12 protein-coding genes and 1 pseudogene are annotated in these 19,605 nt (G+C 71.5%); 6 read left to right on the forward strand and 7 right to left on the reverse strand.

Going from position 1 to position 19,605, the window contains the following annotated elements; translation table 11 throughout:
- Nucleotides 1–4 precede the first annotated feature (4 nt).
- Both arsB and GVV04_RS24220 read right to left on the reverse strand, forming a co-directional pair.
- Nucleotides 5–1,093, reverse strand: a complete 1,089-nt coding sequence (gene arsB, locus GVV04_RS24215) for an ACR3 family arsenite efflux transporter (protein WP_161690773.1) — start codon at nucleotides 1,091–1,093, stop codon at nucleotides 5–7.
- Nucleotides 1,094–1,193: 100 nt separating this feature from the next.
- On the reverse strand, nucleotides 1,194–1,571 hold the full coding sequence (locus tag GVV04_RS24220; protein ID WP_161690774.1) for an ArsR/SmtB family transcription factor: 378 nt from the start codon (nucleotides 1,569–1,571) through the stop codon (nucleotides 1,194–1,196).
- Nucleotides 1,572–1,750: 179 nt separating this feature from the next.
- On the opposite strand from GVV04_RS24220, the gene GVV04_RS24225 reads away from it, so the two are divergent.
- The 3 genes from GVV04_RS24225 to GVV04_RS24235 all read left to right on the forward strand — a co-directional run bounded on the left by GVV04_RS24225 (nucleotide 1,751) and on the right by GVV04_RS24235 (nucleotide 6,629).
- Nucleotides 1,751–2,248 carry a GNAT family N-acetyltransferase gene (locus GVV04_RS24225; protein WP_161690776.1) on the forward strand — a complete coding sequence of 166 codons (498 nt, stop codon included), beginning with the start codon at nucleotides 1,751–1,753 and terminating at the stop codon, nucleotides 2,246–2,248.
- A 71-nt stretch (nucleotides 2,249–2,319) separates the two neighbouring features.
- A complete protein-coding gene (locus GVV04_RS24230; RefSeq protein WP_161690778.1) occupies nucleotides 2,320–3,732 on the forward strand; it encodes an FAD-dependent oxidoreductase in 1,413 nt (470 codons plus the stop codon).
- Between the two features lie 713 nt (nucleotides 3,733–4,445).
- Complete coding sequence (locus GVV04_RS24235) at nucleotides 4,446–6,629, forward strand: S8 family peptidase (RefSeq protein ID WP_235966832.1); 2,184 nt, start codon at nucleotides 4,446–4,448, stop codon at nucleotides 6,627–6,629.
- Between the two features lie 111 nt (nucleotides 6,630–6,740).
- Here the strand turns inward: GVV04_RS24235 and GVV04_RS24240 are convergent, their stop codons facing one another.
- On the reverse strand, nucleotides 6,741–7,475 hold the full coding sequence (locus GVV04_RS24240; RefSeq protein ID WP_161690780.1) for an SDR family oxidoreductase: 735 nt from the start codon (nucleotides 7,473–7,475) through the stop codon (nucleotides 6,741–6,743).
- A 304-nt stretch (nucleotides 7,476–7,779) separates the two neighbouring features.
- On the opposite strand from GVV04_RS24240, the gene GVV04_RS24245 reads away from it, so the two are divergent.
- The gene (locus GVV04_RS24245) at nucleotides 7,780–8,145 is read left to right on the forward strand and encodes an SCP2 sterol-binding domain-containing protein (protein WP_161690782.1); all 366 of its coding nucleotides are present in this window, start codon (nucleotides 7,780–7,782) and stop codon (nucleotides 8,143–8,145) included.
- Between the two features lie 3 nt (nucleotides 8,146–8,148).
- A pseudogene (locus tag GVV04_RS24250) lies at nucleotides 8,149–10,247 on the forward strand (amylo-alpha-1,6-glucosidase).
- A 55-nt stretch (nucleotides 10,248–10,302) separates the two neighbouring features.
- Here the strand turns inward: GVV04_RS24250 and GVV04_RS24255 are convergent.
- The 4 genes from GVV04_RS24255 to GVV04_RS24270 form a co-directional block, all read right to left on the reverse strand.
- Entirely contained in the window at nucleotides 10,303–13,056 is a 2,754-nt protein-coding gene (locus GVV04_RS24255) for a cation-translocating P-type ATPase (protein ID WP_161690784.1), read from the reverse strand.
- A gap of 79 nt (nucleotides 13,057–13,135) precedes the next feature.
- The gene (locus GVV04_RS24260) at nucleotides 13,136–14,026 is read right to left on the reverse strand and encodes a universal stress protein (RefSeq protein WP_161690786.1); all 891 of its coding nucleotides are present in this window, start codon (nucleotides 14,024–14,026) and stop codon (nucleotides 13,136–13,138) included.
- A gap of 238 nt (nucleotides 14,027–14,264) precedes the next feature.
- On the reverse strand, nucleotides 14,265–15,827 hold the full coding sequence (locus GVV04_RS24265) for an aminotransferase class I/II-fold pyridoxal phosphate-dependent enzyme (RefSeq protein ID WP_161690787.1): 1,563 nt from the start codon (nucleotides 15,825–15,827) through the stop codon (nucleotides 14,265–14,267).
- A gap of 23 nt (nucleotides 15,828–15,850) precedes the next feature.
- Nucleotides 15,851–17,173, reverse strand: a complete 1,323-nt coding sequence (locus tag GVV04_RS24270) for an NAD(P)/FAD-dependent oxidoreductase (RefSeq protein WP_161690789.1) — start codon at nucleotides 17,171–17,173, stop codon at nucleotides 15,851–15,853.
- Nucleotides 17,174–17,588: 415 nt separating this feature from the next.
- Between GVV04_RS24270 and GVV04_RS24275 the strand changes: the two genes are divergently transcribed.
- The gene (locus tag GVV04_RS24275) at nucleotides 17,589–19,571 is read left to right on the forward strand and encodes a serine hydrolase domain-containing protein (protein WP_201754079.1); all 1,983 of its coding nucleotides are present in this window, start codon (nucleotides 17,589–17,591) and stop codon (nucleotides 19,569–19,571) included.
- The last annotated feature ends 34 nt before the right edge of the window (nucleotides 19,572–19,605 follow it).

Here is a 19,605-nt window from a genome sequence, read left to right on the forward strand (position 1 = left end):
CAGGTCAGGGCCGGGGTGGCGGGGTGGTGGTGAAGAACCGTCGGCGTGCCCACAGGGAGACGTAGACGAGGCCGACGAGGACGGGTACCTCGATGAGTGGCCCGACGACGCCGGCGAGGGCCTGGCCGGAGGCGACGCCGAAGGTGCCGATGGCCACGGCGATGGCGAGTTCGAAGTTGTTGCCGGCGGCGGTGAAGGCCAGGGTGGTGGTGCGCTCGTAGTTCAGGCCGATGGCCCGGCCGAGCAGGTAGGAGCCGGCCCACATGAGGGCGAAGTAGACCAGCAGCGGCAGGGCGATGCGGGCGACGTCGAGTGGCCGCTTGGTGATGGCGTCGCCCTGCAGGGCGAACAGGATCACGATGGTGAACAGCAGGCCGTAGAGGGCGGTCGGGCTGATCTTGGGCAGGAAGCGGGACTCGTACCAGTCGCGGCCCTTCGCACGTTCGCCGAGACGGCGGGTGAGGTACCCGGCGAGCAGCGGGATGCCGAGGAAGATGAGCACGTTGCGGGCGATGTCCCAGCCGGAGACGTTCAGTTCGGCGCCGGACAGGCCGAGCCAGTCGGGGAGCACGGCCAGGTAGAACCAGCCGAGCAGCCCGAACGCGAGGACCTGGAAGACGGAGTTGAGGGCGACCAGGACGGCGGCGGCCTCGCGGTCGCCGCAGGCCAGGTCGTTCCAGATGATGACCATGGCGATGCAGCGGGCCAGGCCGACGATGATCAGGCCGGTGCGGTACTCGGGCTGGTCGGCCAGGAAGATCCAGGCGAGGGCGAACATCACCGCGGGCCCGACGGCCCAGTTGAGGACGAGTGACGAGACCAGCAGCCGGCGGTCGCCGGTGACGGTGCCGAGGCGGTCGTAGCGGACCTTGGCCAGCACCGGGTACATCATGATCAGCAGGCCGAGGGCGATGGGCAGGGAGATCCCGCCGATCTTGACGGCGTCCAGCGCGGTGTTGAGGCCGGGGACGAGTCGGCCGAGGAGGAGGCCGGCGACCATCGCCAGGCCGATCCAGATGGGCAGGAACTGGTCGAGGCGGGGCAGGCGTCCGACCACCGCGGTGGTGGGGTCGGCGTGGGCGGCGGTGCTCACGGGCACTCCCGTCGGGATTCGGCGTGGACAGCGCCCCGACGCCGGGGGCCGCTGAGGCCGCCGCCCAGGTCCGGGGTGCGTCCGGTGGGCAGGGCGCGGCTCACGCGACCGGGGTCAATTCGACGGTGAGGAGCAGGGCGAGCTGGCGCAGGATGGCCGGCCGGGCCCGGTAGTACACCCACGTGCCGCGCCGCTCGGCGTCGACCAGGCCGGCCTCGCGCAGCGTCTTCAGGTGATGCGAGATGGTGGGCCCGCTCAGGTCGAACGAGGGGGTCAGTTCGCAGACGCAAACCTCTCCGCCCTCGGCCGAGGCGATCATCGACATCAACTGCAACCGCACCGGGTCGCCGAGCGCCTTGAACGCGGGCGCGAGAACCGCTGCGGTCTCCGCCGGCACCCGCCGCTGCGCCAACGGCGGGCAGCACGGCTCATCGGCGGTGAGATCGACGGCGGGAGGCGACACCCCTTGCTTTGACATGCCTCTAGGTTGACATCCATCTAATCAGCGTGCAAGTCTCTGATTCGACGGGCGTCGAGACAGGCGTCGTGGAGGGGAGTCTTCATGGTGGGCAGGGCTCGGCGGTCGCCGGAAACCCGGCCGGAGTCGGCCTCGCGTCGTCATGGGCCGCCCCGCCCCCACCCGAGCGGAGCCTGCTGATGGCCGACATCACCGTCCGACCCATGACGGCCGACGACACCGAGCGTGTCCTGGACATCTACCAGACCGGGCTCGACGGCGGCGACGCCAGCTTCGAAACCACCGCACCCACCTGGGCGGCGTTCGACGCGGGCAGGCTTCCCGACCACCGCCTCGTGGCCGTCGACGGCCACGACACCGTCCTCGGCTGGATCGCCGTCTCACCGACCTCGACCCGCGCCGTCTACGCCGGGGTGGTGGAACACTCCGTCTACGTCGATCCGGCCGCCCGGGGCCGAGGGGTGGCCCGGCGGCTGCTGGACGCGCTGATCGCCTCGACCGAGACCGCCGGCATCTGGACCATCCAGTCCGGCGTCTTCCCCGAGAACGCCGCCAGCCTGACCCTCCACGAGCGGGCCGGATTCCGGGTCGTCGGCGTCCGCGAACGGGTGGGCCGCCGCCACGGTCGGTGGCGCGACGTCGTCCTCCTCGAGCGCCGCAGCCCCGTCATCAGCTGAACCCTGTCCCCAAAGCGGTTCACCCACCCACCCCCTTGATCCGACAGTTCTCAGCACAGAGGAGTTACCTGATGAGCGCTATGGACAACCTGCCCGTCGTGGTGATCGGCGCCGGCCCGGTCGGGCTGGCCGCCGCCGCGCACCTGCACGAGCGCGGCCTACCCTGCACCGTCCTCGAAGCCGGCGAGAGCCCGGGGGCGGCGGTACGACAGTGGGGGCATGTCCACCTGTTCTCCCCGTGGCGGTACAACATCGACCCCGCAGCCCGCCGGCTCCTCGCCGACGCCGGCTGGGTCGCCCCCGACCCCGACGCCCTGCCCACCGGCGCCGAGCTGGTCAGCGACTACCTCCAGCCCCTCGCGGAGCTGCCGGGCCTCAAGCCGAACCTGCGCTACGGCGCCCGGGTCGAGGCGATCTCCCGCCTCGGCCTGGACCGGCTGCGCACCGCCGGCCGCGACACCACGCCGTTCCTGATCCGCCTCGCCGGCGGCGACGAGATGCTCGCCCGGGCGGTCGTCGACGCCTCCGGCACCTGGCACACCCCGAACGTCCTCGGCGCCTCCGGCCTGCCCGCCCGCGGCGAGACGGCCGCCGCCGCGTTCCTGGAGCACGCCCTGCCGGACGTGCTCGGCGCGGACCGGGACCGGTTCGCCGGCCGGCACACCCTCGTCGTCGGCGCAGGCCACTCCGCCGCCAACACCCTGCTGTCCCTCGCGGAACTGGCTGCCGGCCAGCCCGGCACCGAGGTGACCTGGGCGATCCGGACCGCCTCGCCGTCGCGCACCTACGGGGGCGGCGACGCCGACGCCCTGCCCGCGCGCGGCGCCCTCGGCTCCCGGCTGCGCGAGCATGTCGACGCCGGCCGGATCCGGCTGCTCACCGGCTTCTCCGTGCACGCTCTCATCCCCACCGACGACCGCGTCGCGGTGGTCGTCCGGCACACCGACGGCAGCGAGGAGGCAGTCACCGTGGACCGGATCGTCGCCGCCACCGGCTTCCGCCCCGACCACTCCATCACCAGGGAACTGCGCCTGGACCTGGACCCGGTCATGGGCGCCACCCGCGCGCTCGCGCCGCTGATCGACCCGAACGAGCACTCCTGCGGCACCGTCCCCCCGCATGGCGTGGACGAGTTGTCCCACCCGGAGGCCGGCTACTACGCGGTCGGCATGAAGAGCTACGGCCGGGCGCCGACGTTCCTCATGGCCACTGGCTACGAGCAGGTCCGCTCCGTCGTCGCCGCGCTCGCCGGCGACTGGGACGCCGCCCGCGACGTCCAGCTCGACCTGCCCGAGACCGGCGTGTGCAACACCAACACCGACGACTCCACCGGCGGCGACTGCTGCGGGCCGGCCCCCGTCGCCGAGCCGGCCGGACGGGGCCTGGCCACCGGCATCTCCGGCGGGCTCCTGTCCACACCGCTGAACCTGGTCACCCTCAGCGCCGCCCCCACCGGCCAGACCGGCGGCTGCTGCTCCAACTGATGCCCGCGACCAACAGCGGCACGGTGCCCGCTGGCCACCCGGCCGGCGGGCACCCACCACCCACGGCCGCCGGATCCTCGCCGTGCTCGCCATCAGCCAACCGTCGGCCATCCCGCAGGAGATGCAGATCGCGGGGCTGCCGCGCAATGGCTCGGCAACCGTGACATTGCCGAACGTCTATTGTTTCCCTCCGGCAATGACGGCAGCCCGTCCCGGATCCACTGCAAGCTCAGCACGCATTGTTGCGGCGCGTCGGCCCGCGTCGTCAGTGGTCCGCAGTCCTGCCGACGCGGCCCTCGTGAGCCGGTGGCGGGCGGCGTGACGGTTCGACCCCCGGTGTGTGGGCATGGTGGTGGCGAGGGGGTGCGGCGGCCATCTCGTGTGTCGTTACGTCGACCCTGTCCTGAGGTCAGGAGTGTCTCGCGTTCCGCCGTGGACGTGCCGGCCGACCGAAACGAGCCGGAAGCATCTGTCTGGTCAGGATATTCTTCCGGTACGCACTCCAATCGACCATTCTGGATGCCGATAATCAGAGGACAGCGTACGGCACGGTGAGTCCGAATCATATATCTAAACATCTATGCCTCCTGGCCCTAGCATCTGTGTCAGGCAGATGCAAAGTTGTCGGTCGATGTGTCACAAGCCCGTCGACTGGGGATCGCAAGGAGGCTGGAGATATGACAGGATCGTCTCGGCGCCGTTGGCGCCTTGGAATGGCGGCCACCGCGGCCACCACCGTGATGGCCCTCGGGACACCGGCGATGGCGGCGCCGGCGGAGGGGGAGGTCCTCCACGCGGAGGGTGCCACCGCTGTCGCCGACTCGTACATCGTGGTCTTCAAGGACACCGCGGTGACCCGTTCCCTGGTCACCGACCGTGCCAGAGACCTCGCCGCCCGGCACAGCGGCACGGTGGCCCGGACGTACCAGAACACGGTGCGTGGTTTCGAGGCGCGACTGTCGGCACAGCAGGCCCGTCGACTCGCCGCCGACCCGGCGGTCAAGTACGTCGAGCAGAACCGCACCGTGTCGATCGCGGGCACCCAGACGCCCACCCCGTCCTGGGGCATCGACCGCATCGACCAGCGCAACCTCCCGCTGAACAGCACCTACACCTACCCGAACAACGGCGCAGGCGTGCGGGCGTACATCATCGACACCGGCATCCGGTTCACCCACAGTGACCTGGGCGGCCGGGCGGTCACCGGGTTCGACGCCATCGACGGCGGCAGCGCCGACGACGGCAACGGGCACGGCACGCACGTGGCCGGCACCGTCGGCGGAACCGCCCACGGGGTGGCCAAGGGCGTCACCCTGGTCGGGGTGCGGGTGCTGGACAACGCCGGTAGCGGCACCTACGCCCAGGTCATCGCGGGCATCGACTGGGTGACCGGGGACCACGACCCGGGCGAACTGGCCGTGGCGAACATGAGCCTCGGCGGTTCCGTCGACCAGGGGTTGAACGACGCGGTCGCCGCCTCGATCGCCGACGGCGTCAGCTACGGCGTCGCGGCCGGCAACGAGACCACCGACGCGTGCACCAAGTCGCCGGCCAGCACCCCGACCGCGATCACCGTCGGCGCCACCACCTCCACCGACGCCAAGGCCAGCTACTCCAATTACGGCACCTGCCTGGACATCTTCGCCCCCGGAACGTCGATCACCTCGGCCTGGAACACCAGCGACACCGCGACCAACACGATCAGCGGCACGTCGATGGCGGCCCCGCACGTCACCGGCGCGGCCGCGCTGGTGCTCGCCGCCAACCCGTCGTACACCCCGCAGCAGGTCCGCGACAAGCTGTACAACGACGCCACCAGCGACGTGGTGACCGGCGGCGGCACCGGCTCGCCGAACAAGCTGCTCTACACCGGCAACATCATCCCGCCGACCCAGGACTTCAACATCGCGGTCGCGCCGGCCGCCGGGGCGGTCAACCCGGGCGGCTCGCTCACCGCGACGGTCAGCACGACCACGACGATCGGCAGCCCGCAGACGGTGGCCCTGACCGCGACCGGCCTGCCCGCCGGCGTCACCGCGAGCTTCAGCCCGTCGTCGGTCACCTCGGGCGGCTCGGCGACCCTGACGCTCAGCACCGCCGGCACGGCGGCGCCGGGCACCTACTCCGTGACCATCGTCGGCACCGGCCCGGTGACGACCCAGAGCACCTCGTACGCGCTGACGGTCAACGGCCCGCCGGGCTGCTCGCAGACCAACGGCACGGACGTGGCGATCTCGGACAACAGCACGGTGGAGAGCTCGGTCACCATCTCCGGCTGCGCCGGCACCGCCTCGGCGGCGAGCACGGTCGCGGTGGACATCGTGCACACGTACATCGGTGACCTGGTGGTGAGCCTGGTCGCGCCGGACGGCTCGGTCTACGCCCTGCACAACCGGACCGGTGGCTCGACCGACAACATCAACCAGACCTACCCGGTCGACCTCTCCAGCGAGACCAGCAACGGCACCTGGCGGCTGCGGGTGCAGGACGCGGCCTCCGGGGACACCGGCTACCTCAACAGCTGGACGCTCAAGCTCGACGGCGCCGTGACCCCGGGGTGCAGCGGCACCAACGGCACGGACGTGACGATCTCGGACAACAGCACGGTGAACAGCACCATCGCGATCACCGGCTGCGCCGGCAACGCCAGCGCGACGAGCACGGTCGCGGTGGACATCGTGCACACGTACATCGGTGACCTGGTGGTGAGCCTGGTCGCGCCGGACGGCTCGGTCTACGCCCTGCACAACCGGACCGGTGGCTCGACCGACAACATCAACCAGACGTACACGGTCAACCTCGCCAGCGAGACCCGCGCCGGCACCTGGACGTTGCGGGTGCAGGACGCCGCCGCCGGGGACGTCGGCTACATCAACAGCTGGACGGTGACCCTGTAACACCACGCCGACCGGTTCCCGCCGGTCCCGACGTCCGGAGCTCCGGCCCAGGCCGGAGCTCCGGCCCAGGCCGGAGCTCCGGATCGACGTGTGCGGCACTGTTCGGGTGGGTCAGGCGGCGCCTCCGTTGACATACAGCACCTGGCCGTTGATCCAGCGGGCCGCGCCGGCGAGGAAGGCCACCACGTCGGCGGTGTCGGTCGGGTCGCCGAGCCGGTTCATCGGCGACATCGCCGCCATCTGGGCGATCATCTGCTCGTCCTTGCCATCGAGGAAGAGCGCGGTGGTGGTGGCGCCGGGCGCGACCGCGTTCACGGTGATGTCGCGTCCCCGCAGCTCCCGGGCCAGGATCAGGGTGATCGAGTCCATCGCGGCCTTGCTCGCCGCGTAGGCGGCGTAGCCGGGCAGGGACAGCCGGGGCGTCGTGCTGGAGATGTTGATGATCGCGCCTCCGGGGCGGACCCGGCGGGCCGCCTGCTGGTCGACCACGAAGGTGCCGCGGACATTGGTGCGGTGTACCCGGTCCAGGTCTGCGAGGTCCAGTTCGGCTATGGGGGAGTGGATCACTATCCCGGCCGAGTGCACGACGACGTCTATCCCGCCGTACGTTCGTTCGGCGGTGTCGAAGAGGTCGGCCACCGCGAACTCGTCGGCGACGTCGGCCTGCACCGCGACGGCGTCTCCGCCGGCGGCGATGACCTCGGCCACGGCCTCCTGCGCCTCGACCTTGCTCGTGGCGTAGTTGAGCACAACCGCGTAGCCGTCCGCCGCCAACCGTTCCACGACCTGTCGGCCGATACCATGGGAGCCGCCGGTGACGATCGCGACACGCTGCGAGACGGTCATGATTAGCTCTCCTTGATCCTTGAGGGGCCGTCGCGGTGGGGCTGCTCCGGAGACCGGATTAGATCAAACGAAGACCTTTGATGTGGACCGCCACCCCACCTGCCTCTCCGCCATGTTCCGCCGGGCACCGGCAGAGCGCCGCTCACAGCGGGCCTCGCCGTCTCGCTCGTCGACGGCGGCGATCGTGACGCTCAGCGACGAACTCATCGGTCACCGGCGTGGCTTCCCGCCGTCCGGCGAGAGTTAGGACCCGCGTGCGCTGGGTAGGCGGTCTGCGCCCCTATTCGGCGGCTGTGGAGGTCGTATGACGGCGAGCAACGCCTTCTTCGAGCAGTTGACGGACGTCGGCACCGATCCGCGGTTCTGCAAGGTGCGCGGCACCGTCCGGTTCGACATCCGGGACGGTGACCGGGTGGAGCAGTGGCTGCTGGACATTGATGATGGGCGGCTACGGGTGACGCGGGGTGCTGGTCCCGCCGGGACCGTCATCACCACGTCCGCGGCGGTCGCAGATGCGATGGCGCGGGGCGAGCTGAACGGCCTCGCCGCGATCACGCGGGGTGAGATCCTGGTCGACGGGGACCTCGGCCTGGCGCTGCGGATCGGTCGGCTGTTCCCGGTGCCGCCCGCTGCGCAGCGGCAGGCAGTCCCCCAGCGCGGGGAAAAGTGACCGATGGAGGACACTCCGGGCACCGTGTCGTGCATCGACGGCAGCACCTTCATCGTGTCGGACTCCAGTGGTGATGTGGACGCCGCGCCCGCCACCCCGGTCGGGTTGTTCGCCGCCGACACCCGTTTCCTGTCCCGATGGGTGCTCACCGTCAACGGGGAGCGGTTGACCGCGTTGTCGGTGGATGACAGCCAGTACTACGAGGTGGCGTTCTTCGTGGTGCCGGGCGGGCGGGTCGACTACGTGGAGGCCGACGTGTCGGCGATCCGACGGCGGCGGATCGGGCCGGATCTGACCGAGTCGCTGACGGTGTTCAACTACGGCGAGCAGGACGTCGACCTCGACGTGCGGTTGGAGGTGGCGGCCGACTTCGCCGACATCTTCGACATCAAGTTCAACATCCGCGACAAGGCTGGCAGTTACTACACCCACATCGGTCCCGGCGAGTTGCGTCTGGGCTATCGGCGCGGCACGTTCCAGCGGGAGGTGTCCGTCTCGGCGAGTGAGCCGACCACCTTCGATCCGCGCGGTCTCCGGTTCAGGCCGCGGGTGCGGCCAGGACAGCAGTGGTCGACGCAGCTGCGGGTGGTCATGCGGACGCTGCGCCCGGACGGCCTCGACCTCCGTTCCGCGGTACGGGCCCTGCGCCCGGACGATTCCACCCTGCCGGACAGCGTGCGCGCCTGGGTCGCGGCGGCCCCGCAACTGGACACCGAGAACACCGCGCTCCAGCAGGTGTACCAGCGCAGCCTGGTGGACCTGGCGGCGCTGCGCTTCGCTCCGCTCTCGCTCGGTGGCGCGACCGTGCCCGCAGCTGGGCTGCCCTGGTTCATGACCCTGTTCGGCCGGGACAGCCTGCTCACCTGCCTACAGACGCTGCCCTTCACTCCGTCGCTGGCCCCGCCGACGTTGCGGGTCCTCGCCTGGCTGCAGGGCGCCCGGACCGACGATGTCCTGGAGGAGGACCCCGGCCGGATCCTGCACGAGTTGCGCTACGGCGAGTCGGCCGCGTTCGAGGAGCAGCCGCACTCGCCGTACTACGGCACCGTGGACGCCTCGCCGCTGTTCGTGGTGCTACTCGACGAGTACGAGCGGTGGAGCGGCGACGCGGAGCTGGTGACCGAGTTGGAGCAGGAGGCCCGAGCGGCCCTGGCGTGGATCGACCAGTACGCGGATCTGACGTCCACCGGCTACGTCTGGTACGAACGACGCAACCGGGTCACCGGCCTGGAGAACCAGTGCTGGAAGGACTCCTGGGACAGCATCTCATACGCCGACGGCAGACTGCCGGGTTTCCCCAGGGCCACCTGCGAGGTGCAGGGCTACGCCTACGACGCCAAGATCCGCGGGGCGCGGCTGGCCCGTACGTTCTGGGGCGACCCGGCCTTTGCCGACCGGCTGGAACGCGAGGCGGCGGCCCTCAAGGACCGCTTCAACCGGGACTTCTGGCTCGACGACCGCGGCCACTACGCCCTGGCCCTCGACCGCGACGGCACCCCCGTCGACAGTCTGTCCTCCAACATCGGGCACCTGCTGTGGAGCGGCATCGTGCCGCCGGAGAGGGCCCCGCAGGTCGTCGAGCACCTGATGAGCCCGGCGCTGTTCTCCGGCTGGGGAGTACGCACCCTGGCCGAGGGGCAACGCCGCTACAACCCACTCGGATACCACAACGGCACCGTGTGGCCGTTCGACAACTCGTTCATCGCCTGGGGTCTGCGCCGCTACGGCTTCGCCGCCGAGGCCGGCCGCATCGCCGAGGGGATCATCGACGCCGCCGCCTACTTCCAGGGTCGGCTTCCCGAAGCCTTCGGCGGCTTCGCCCGCGACACCACCCGATACCCGGTCCGTTACCCGACCGCCGGCAGCCCCCAGGCCTGGTCCAGCGGGGCCTCGCTGCTGCTCATCCGGACCATGCTCGGCATCGACCCCCACGAGAACCATCTCGCCGTGGACCCTGCGCTGCCACCCAGTTTCAGCCGGATGGCGCTGCTGGACATCCCGGCCGCTGGGGCAAGGTCGACGCCTTCGCCCGCCACCGTCCGGACCATCTACCGACCGACGACACCGGCCACCACCTCGCACCCCCACCCCCACTGGAGTAGACCCCGGGTGAGGGGTGGAGGCCGGGTCGTCCGCCCGAGGACGCCCGGCGGATCGTCAGAGGGCTCCCGCATACGCTTCCGCCGCGCTCCGGCGGCGCAGCCTGGCGCGGGTCACGGCCTTGACGAGTTCGCCGGCCATCAGGATCGTGGCTCCTACCGCCACGCACACCAGCCACTGGCCGGCGGTGAGGTCGACGGTGGCGAAGAAGCGGCGCAGGGGAGCCAGCTCGACGACCAGGACCACAAGCACGACGACGACCGCGACGGCGATGAACGCCGACGGGTTCCGCAGGGTCTCGCGGGCGAAGACACTGCGGGTGAAGTGCCGGACGTTGAGCAGGTTGAACACCTGGAAGAACACGAAGGTGACGAAGGCCATGGTGCCGGCGACGGTGGCCAGCCCCGGCGCGGGTTCGGGGCCGGGCGCCAGCACCAGAATCGCGAGGGTTCCGGCGGCCATCACCACACTGGCCAGCAGGATCCGCCCGAGTCGGCGCCGGGTGAGGATGCGCTCGCCGGCGGGCCGTGGTGGCCGGCTCATCGCGTCCTGACTGATCGGGTCGACGCCGATCGACATCGCCGGTGGGCCGTCCATGACGAGGTTGACGAAGAGGATCTGCAGGGCGGTGAACGGCGTACCGCCGGCGATGCCGGTCAGCGACGCGACCAGGAACGTCAGCACGAAGCCGAACGCGGTCGACACCTGGAAGCGCGTGAAGTTGACGATGTTGTCGTAGATGCCGCGGCCCTCGCGGACGGCGCGGACGATGGTGGCGAAGTTGTCATCGGTGAGGACCATCGTCGCGGCCTCGTTGGTGACCTCGGTCCCGGTGCGGCCCATCGCGATCCCGATGTCCGCCCTGCGCAGGGCGGGGGCGTCGTTGACCCCGTCGCCGGTCATCGCCACCACGTCACCGCGCGCCTGCAACGTCCGAACGATGCGGATCTTGTGTTCGGGGGAGACGCGAGCGATCACCCCGATGTCGTCGAGTCGGCGGGCCAGCTCGGCGTCGTCCTCGATCCGATCGAGGTCGGTGCCGCTCACCGCCGTCCCCGGGATGCCCAGCTCGGCGGCGATCGAGCCGGCCGTGACGACATGGTCCCCGGTGATCATCCGGACGCGGATGCCGGCGGCCCGGCACTCGGCGATGGCCTGTCGCGCCTCGGGCCGGGGCGGATCGACGATCCCCACCAGCGCGACCAGGACCACCCGGTCGAGCATGTCCTTGGGATCATCGGTGGGTTCGAACCCATCCGCCGGAAAGTCCTGCGCGCCGACCGCCAGCACCCGCATGCCCTGCTCGGCGAGCATCGCGTTGGCCTGGTCGTAGTGGGCCCGGGCGACATCGTCGAAGGGCAGGATCTCCGCACCGCCGAGGTGGCGGTCGGCGCGGGCCGCCAGCACGTCCGGGGCGCCCTTGACGAAGGACCGGATCATCTCGCGGCCGTGCTCGTCGGTCCACCGGTGGAACGTCGCCATGAACTTGTAGTCGGCGTCGAACGGAATCTCCAGCAGCCGGGGGCGCTCTTGGCGCAGGACGGCCACGTCGATGCCGCCCTTCTCGGCGAGCACCACCATGGCGCCCTCGGTGGGGTCGCCGACCAGGTCGCCGTCACGCAGCACGGCGTCGTTGCACAGCGCCATGGCGATCAACGCCTCGTCGAGCGTCCCGGGCAGCGGTGAGCCGTCGGTGGTGCGGATTCGTCCGTCGGTGCGGTAGCCCTCCCCGGAGACGGTGAACCGCCGACCCGCCAGCAGTATCTCCCGGGCCGTCATCTGGTTCAGGGTCAACGTGCCGGTCTTGTCGGTGCAGATCTGCGAGGTGCTGCCCAGCGTCTCCACCGACGCCAGCCGCTTGACGATGGCGCCGCGCCTGGCCAGCCGGCCGGTGCCCATGGCCAGCGTGAACGCCACCACCGCGGGCAGCCCTTCCGGGATGGCGGCCACCGCCAGCGAGACCGCGCTGATGAACAGGTCCCCGAAGTCCTGCCCGCGCACCAGGCCCAGCACGAACACGATCACGATGACCGCGCCGGCGACGAGGGCCAGGGTTCGCCCGAGCGCGTCGATCTGGCGCTGCAACGGCGTCGGTCCCGGCTTCGCCTGTTGCAGCATGCCGGCGATGCGGCCGGTCTCGGTCGCCATTCCGGTCGCGGTGACCACGGCAGCTCCCCGGCCCCGGGTGACCATGGTGTTCATGAACAGCGCGGTCGTCCGGTCTCCCAACGGAGCCTGCTCGTCGATCTCCGCGTCCGCCGCCTTCGCCACCGCCTGCGCCTCGCCCGTCAGCGACGACTCCTGCACCTCCAGCGAGGCCGACCTCAGCAACCGGCTGTCTGCGGGCACCCGGGCGCCCGCCTCCACCGCGATCACATCCCCGGGCACCAACTGCGCGGCGTCCAACCGCACCAGCCGTCCGTTCCGGCGAACCGTCGCGGTCGTGACCAGCATCCGCCGCAGCGCCTCCAGCGACGCCTCCGCCCGCGACTCCTGGACGAAGCCGATCGTCGCGTTGAACAGCACCACCACGGCGATCGCGGCCGGTGTCTCCCATTCCCGACTCACGACGAGGCTGACCAGCGCCGAGACGAGCAGAATCAGGATCAACGCATCCTGGAACTGCCGCAGGAACGCGCGCAACCGCGACTCCCGCGCCGCTTCGGTCAGCCGGTTCGGACCGTGGCGCTCCAACCGGCGGGCCGCCTCCTCCGACGACAGGCCGGTCGCCGGGTCCACTCCCAACTCCCGGACGACACGCTCGGCGGGAACGGCGTACCAGGCGTGCGCCTGAGGCGTTGACGGGGCCATTGTCCCATTATTCCCGGCCATATCCCTCCGCACCTCGCAAAGATCAAGCCTGCTGTCGGCGGGTATCGGGGCAGGGGTCTCAGCTTGCGGGGGCGGTTCCCGGTTGGTGGAGGATGGCCACGGGAGCGTGCGCGTGATGGAGCACGGCGTGGCTGACCGAGCCGAGCAGCAGGCCGGCGAGCGCGCCTCGGCCGCGGGCTCCGACAACCACCAGTTGGGCCGTCTTCGACTCCTCCACCAGCACCCCGGCCGGCGAGCCCCGCATCAGCCGCTGCCGGACCGGTACGTCCGGGTACCGCGCCGCGAAGCCGGCGACGGACTCGGCGAGAACGCGTTCCTCCTCCGCGGCGAGCGCCTCCAGGTCGTACACCAGCGGCAGGATGTCACCCGGGCCGAGCGGCGCCGGGTAGAGCCAGGCGCGCACCGCCACCAGCGGGACGCCCCGGCGGGCCGCCTCGTCGAAGGCGAACTCGACCGCGTCGGCGGAGGACTCGGAGCCGTCCACGCCGACCACCACCGGGCCGTCGGCGCGCGACCCGCCGCGCACCACAAGCACGGGGCACGCCGCGCGGGCGGACAACTGCACGGTGGCCGAGCCGATCAGCAGCCCGGCGAAGCCGCCCAGGCCGCGACTGCCCAGCACCAGCAACGAAGCGTCGCGCGACTCGGCGAGGAGCACCGGAGCCGGCGACCCGTCGACCACCGCGCCGGTGACCTCCACCGCCGGGGCGATCCTGCCAGCCTCGGTCACCGCCTCGGCGACGTACCGCTCGGCCTGGTTGCGCAGCCCGGCACCGGCCGGGGCGCCGGGGGCCGGTTCGACCGTGACACGCATCAGCGGCCAGATGAACGCGTGGACGATCCGCAAGGGGCGCCGGCGGCCGGCAGCCTCCCGAGCAGCGGTACGGACCGCGTCCAGCGCGATGGCAGAACCGTCGACACCCACCACGACCGGGGCACTGCTGTCCATGACAGCTCCCTTCCTTCGCTCCCGCTGTCCCAACGCGCGCTGATGTTGATCAGGCCGGTCACCAAGGTTACCCAGCTCACGGGGGGTGGCCGGCCGCCGGCCCGACCGGGGTGACCTGGTCAACTCCCGGCCGTCGCCCCGTCGCCCCGTCGTAGACGTCGGTCGCGGCCACCGGTGGGCTTCCACGCGGCCGGGCGGGGCACCGGGCAGCCTCGACCCCGGCGCCCCGCCCGACGGACTATCGGGGGGCGCTGCCGAACGCGCTGGACAGGTACGCGCGGGAGTCCGCGATCGCGCCCTCGATGATGCGGGCCGCCTCCCGGGCCTCCTCAGGCCCGTGACCGGCCTGCACCTGGAGCCGGAACCGGGACGACCCGGTCGGCGTGACCGGGAACTCCACCATGAACGCGAGGACCCCCCGGTCGAAGAGCAGCCGGTTCGCGGTTCGGGCGAGCTTCTCGTTGCCGATCAGCAGCGGGACGATCGGCGAAGGCTCCCCCATGCAGGTCAGGCCCCGGCCGGTCAGCTCGTCGCGGAGCGCGTGGATCGCGGTGAACAGCCGGGCCCGCAGCTCGTCGCCCTCGGGGGACCGGATGATCCGCGCGGCCTCCCGAACCACCGCGGTCTGCACCGGCGAGAGCGCGTTCGAGAAGAAGTGCGAACCCCCGAACATCTTCACGTACTGCTTCAGGGCCGGGGAGTTGGACGCCACGAAGCCGCCGTTGGAGCAGAACGTCTTCGAGAACGCGCCCATCACGATGTCGACCTCGCCGAGCAGGTTCTGCATCCCCAGCACGCCCGTGCCGCCCGGCCCCATCGAGCCGAGGTCGTGCGCGACGTCGACCAGCAGGGTGGCGTCGTGCTCCCGGCAGACCCGCTGGAGGGTCACCAGGTCCGGCCAGTCGGCGTCCACCGAGAAGAGGCCGTCGGTGACCACCAGGATGCCGTTGCGGGTGTCGTGGGACCGGATGTCGACCAGGTGCTGGCGGACCGCCTCGACGTTGAGGTGCTCGTAGCGCACCACGTTGCGGGTTGCCGCCCGGGCGCCCTGCTGGAGGCAGGAGTGCGCGAGCCGGTCGATCAGCACGTGGTCGGACTGGCGGACCAGACCGACTACCGCGCCGAAGCCCGCCGCCCACCCGGTCGGGAAGAGCGTGACGTGCTCCAGCCCCACCAGCTCGCCGAGGGCGACCTCCAGCTCGTCGGAGATGCGGGTGTTGCCGAGCACCATCGGCGAGCCGGCGCTGTGCGGGCCGTAGTCGCGCATCGCCCGGGTCGCCGCCTCCCGGATCGCCGGGTGGGTGTTGAACGACAGGTAGTCCTGCGAGTTGAAGTTGATGCCCCGGGTCCGCCGGCCCAGGTCGTTGGTGATCTGGGCGACGCTGTCCGGGGCCGCCTCCAGCACCCGGGAGTACTGCCAGGTCTCCGTACGGCGGCGGGCCTGCACCCAGCCGTAGAAGTCCTCGGTGCGGGCGAGCAGGTTCCGGCCGGCGGGGCGGTAGAAGTCGTACGCGTTCTTGTCCAGCGCGTACTCCTCGTCCGGGTCGACGGGGCTGTGCAGGTGGGCCGGCTCCCACATCTCCGTCAGGTCCGCGACGATCTGGGCGAGCTCGCCGTCGGCCCCGGACCGGTCGAGGGCCGCGAAGTCGTCCCACGGGATGTGGGCGGCCCAGTTGCGGGTCATGTCGGAGACCTCGGCCGCGGTGCGCGTCATGGCCTCGACGTCCCCGTGCCGGGCCGCGTGCAGGATGACCTCGATCAGCTCGCCGTCGTCACGCTGGTGCAGGTCGGTGGTGGTCACGGTGTCGGCTCCCTGGTGCGGCATCAGGCGAAGAGGTTCTGCTGGTACATGCGGGACGTCGCGGCGAAGTCGTCGAAGACCGCGTAGCCGGCCGAGGACTCCTTGGCGGCGTCGTTGAGCAGGAAGAGGTTGGACGCCTGGAAGAACTCCGAGACCGGCGCGACGTCGGCGTGCGTGGCGATGAACCGGTCGGTCTCCTCCTGGTTGCCGCGCAACGCGACGAACAGTTGCAGCTCGTCGTGCCGGTACGGCCGCATCTCCGCGAACGTGCACACGTAGTCGTAGTAGGCGGCGGCGTTCTGGCTGCGTCGGCGGCCCTCGTACGCGGCCATCGACTCGTCGATCGACGTCTCCCCGGTCAGCCACCGGCCCAGGGCGGCGCTGACCAGCTCCGCGTCGCGGAAGGCGTGGGTCATGCCGATCGCGGTGCACTGGTCCTTCGCGGACTCGGCGTCGCCGACGAGCACCCAGCCGGGCCCGTGCAGCGGCCGGAGGAAGGCCGACTGGTCCAGGGTGCCGTAGATCCGCTCCTCCCGCGTCCCCCGGGTGCGGACCACCTCGCCCAGCTCGGGGCTGACGAAGTCCAGCGCCCGCTGCGTGTTGCCCGGCACGTCGGCGCGGAACTCCCGGGACCACTCGCTCGGCCCCCAGACCAGGACCATGTTCTGCGCGAAGTTGGTCGGCACCACCGCGCAGCCGAGCCGGCCCCGCCGGTGGATCTGCCCGGATCCGAGATCGAACCCGGACCAGTAGCTCCAGTAGGCGAACGTGCACCGGGGCCGCTCGTCGTACTTGGGCAGATCGAGGGCGCGGGCGACGAACGAGTTCCGGCCGTCGGCACCGACCACGATCCGGGCCCGCTCCTCGAACACCTGGCCGTCGGCCGCCCGCCCCCGGACGCCGACGACCCGGCCGTCGGAGACGATCAGCTCCCGTACGGTGAAGTTGGTGCGGACCTCGGCGCCGGCCTTGGCCGCGGCCTCGACGAGGATCTCGTCCAGCACCCGGCGGCGGACGGAGGCGTAGCTCTGCACCACGCCCGAGTCGTCGCCGTGCAGGTCCCGGAAGTGCTCGCGCAGCAGGTCCGTCGGCACCGATCCGGTCAGTCGGATGCCGTCGTTGACGATGTCGATGGTCGTGTGCGTGGGGGTGACCGCGGTGACCTGGTCCAACAGGCCCCAGCGGTTGAGGTAGGACATCCCGTGCGGCCACAGGAAGTGCGTCGAGATGACGTCACTGGGGAACGATGACCGATCCACCACGAGCACCCGGTGCCCTTGCCTGGCGAGCAGCAGGGCGGTGGAGGCACCCGCGCAGCGGGCGCCGACCACTATCGCGTCGTACATGATTCGCAGTTCCTCCGATGGGGGTTCGGCTGCCCAGCCGGCCGACCATCCGGCGCGGCAGCGACCGGTACGGCCCGGCAACCGCCCAGAAGGTCGCCGGCCGAGCGGGATTTAGACCGCCACCGTACACAGTGGACACACAGGGATCGCCGGGCGGTCGAGGTTGTTGCCCCGCGGAATTTCCGCGTTTCCTCTCCCACTCAGGTCGTAAACCGATTGCGTCCCTGCGCCAGATGGCGCGGCGGCGCTGCTCCAGCAGGCTGTGCCGAGGGCATTCGAGTGACGCCGAACGGACCTCCTCCGGACACCCGAAAGCCACGGAAGGCAGCAGACGGCCATGTTCCACGAAGACGCACCCGACCCGCTCACCTCACGACCTCGCCCACCCCGATCCGGGTCCCGCCCCCTGCGCCGCGTGGCGTTCCTGGCGGCACTGTTCGCCGTCGCCGCGACGGCGGTCGCGGGCTGCGGCGCCGGCACGTCGCAGACCACCCCGGCCCCGCCCGTCGCCGTCCCGGCCGCCCCCGGCGTGTCGACCGACCCGGCCGCCCTGAACGGCAGGGACGTCAACGCCTGGCTCGACGGCCTGCTCCCGGCCGCACTCCAACGGACCGGCATCGCCGGAGCCGCGGTCGCCGTCGTCCGCGACGGCAAGATCCTCACCGCACGGGGATACGGCCACGCCGACACGGGCACCGACGACGGCGCGGTCCCCGTGCCCGTCGACCCCGACCGGCACCTGTTCCGGGCGGGGTCGGTGTCGAAGCTCGTCACGGCGACCGCCGTCATGCAGCTCGTCGAGAAGGGCCAGCTCGACCTCGACGCCGACATCCGCGGTTATCTCGACTTCACCCTGCCCCGCAGCTTCGACCGGGCCATCACCCTGCGGCACCTGCTGACCCACACCGCCGGGTTCGAGGAGCGGGTCGCCGGCCTGATCGACCTGACGGGCGCCGGCGCCGACCTGCGCAAGGCCCTGGTGACCGACCCGCCCGAGCAGATCTACGAGCCGGGCACCGTGCCCGCCTACTCCAACTACGGCAACGGGCTCGCCGGGTACATCGTCGAGCGGGTGAGCGGGACGCGCTTCGAGGAGTACGTCGAGCGCAACGTCCTCGCCCGCGCCGGCATGACGTCGTCGACCTTCGCCCAGCCGCTGCCGCCGCGCCTGCGGGACCGCGTGTCGAACGGGTACGACGACGCCTCCGCCCCGGCCGCATCGTTCGAGACCGTCGGCGTCCCACCCGCCGGGGCGCTGACCGCGCCGGCGACGGACATGGCCCGCTTCATGCTCGCCCACCTCGGCACGGAGGCCGGTGGCGTCCCTCTGCTCAGCCCCCCGACCCTCGAACTCATGCATCGGCCGGCGCTCGACGCGGCCTCGCTCGGCACCCTCGCCGACGGCCCCCGGATGACTCTCGGGTTCTTCGAGGAGGACCGCAACGGCCACCGGATCCTCGGCCACGGCGGCGACACCAACTACTTCCACTCCCACCTGCAGATCTACCCCGACGACCGGGCCGGCATCTTCATCTCGCTCAACAGCAACGGACGCGGCGCGATGGACAGCCACGACCTGCGGCAGGCGGTCCTGTCGGGGTTCGCCGACCGCTACTTCCCGCCGACCAAGCCCCTGCCGGTCCGGGCCGTCGACGCGGCGACCACCGCCGAGCACGCCGCGTTGGCCGCCGGCACCTACGAGAGCTCGCGGGCGATGCGCAGCACCTTCCTGACCGCGATCGGCCTGGTCGGCCGTACGACGGTGAGCGTCCACGACGGCGGACGGCTGCTGTTCGAGCCCGGCCCGCTGTCCGACTCTCCCGCCCTGTACGAGGAGATCACCCCCCACGTCTGGCGGGAGGTCGGTGGGCAGCGCGTCATCTCGATGCGGGTGGCCGACGGCAGGGTGCGGGCGATCGGCTTCGACTCCGCGTTCGCCCTCCTGCCGGTCGAGCCTGCCCGCAGCTCCGCCCTCGCCGTCCCGGTGATCGCCGCCTCGACTGTCGTGCTCGTGCTCGCGGTCCTGTCCTGGCCGGTCGGCGCGGTCGTCCGCCGCCGCCTCGGCCGCGCCCCCCGCGACCCCGCCGGGCGCACCGCGCGGGTCCTGAGCCGCGTCGCCGTCGCCGGCGCCGTCCTCGCCCTCGTCGGCTGGGGGGTGAGCATCGTCAGCATCATGGGCCTCCAGGACGTCCCGAGCGCCGCCCTGCGGGCCGTGCAGGCGCTACAACTGATCGGTCTGCTCGGCGTGCTGCCCGCCGCCGTCCGGCTCGTCGACGACATCCGCCGCCGTGCCGGCTGGCACCGGACCGCCGCCAGCGGCCTGATCCTGCTCGCGCTCGCCGGTACGGGGTGGTTCGCCGTCGAGTTCATGCTGCTCGCCCCGGACATCTCCTACTGACCCGCCGACGCGCGCCGACCCCCGACGAAGGATG

Origin of the sequence: Micromonospora rubida, assembly GCF_009908295.1 — a bacterium.
Classification (GTDB): Bacteria; Actinomycetota; Actinomycetes; order Mycobacteriales; family Micromonosporaceae; genus Micromonospora; species Micromonospora rubida.